Source organism: Serratia sp. MMO-28 (assembly GCF_037199905.1).
In the GTDB taxonomy this organism is placed as follows: Bacteria; Pseudomonadota; Gammaproteobacteria; order Enterobacterales; family Enterobacteriaceae; genus Chania; species Chania oryzae.
Genome location: NZ_JBBCVB010000096.1, coordinates 1 through 388, shown reverse-complemented (window position 1 = coordinate 388; position 388 = coordinate 1). Strand labels below are relative to the sequence as shown.

The following is a 388-nucleotide window of genomic DNA, read 5'->3' as shown; positions in this document are numbered from 1 at the left end:
CCGTTGCTGGCATCAAACACGATGCCGCCCACCCCGGTCAGTTGCGCGGTCAGGTTTTTGTTGGCATCCGGGCTGACATCGGTGGCAATCACCAGCGCGTTCGGGTTGTCCTGTAACAGATTGATCGCACTCAGATCGTAATTCAGGTACAGGCCAGACGCATTGGCGCTATTGGTATTGGATAACGCGTAGTGATAGGTTGCATCCGCCACATGCGCCGCATTCTGGTTAATGGCAGAGAGTAATCCTTGCGGCGTCACCGCCACCCCATCAATCGTCAGCGTCAGGGTATCGGCCCCGCTGGCGGTCGTCGCGCTGATCAACTGCATCGCCGAGGCCCCGCGGTTCTGATCGAGGATCGACAGGTTCGGTGGCACCACCGGCAGGA

Annotated in this window: 1 protein-coding gene; it reads right to left on the bottom strand. The window is 59.3% G+C overall.

Annotated features, from left to right (window positions below; all coding sequences use genetic code 11):
- On the bottom strand, positions 1-388 hold a 388-nt coding region (locus WG891_RS26695), incomplete at both ends, for a hypothetical protein (RefSeq protein ID WP_337265104.1).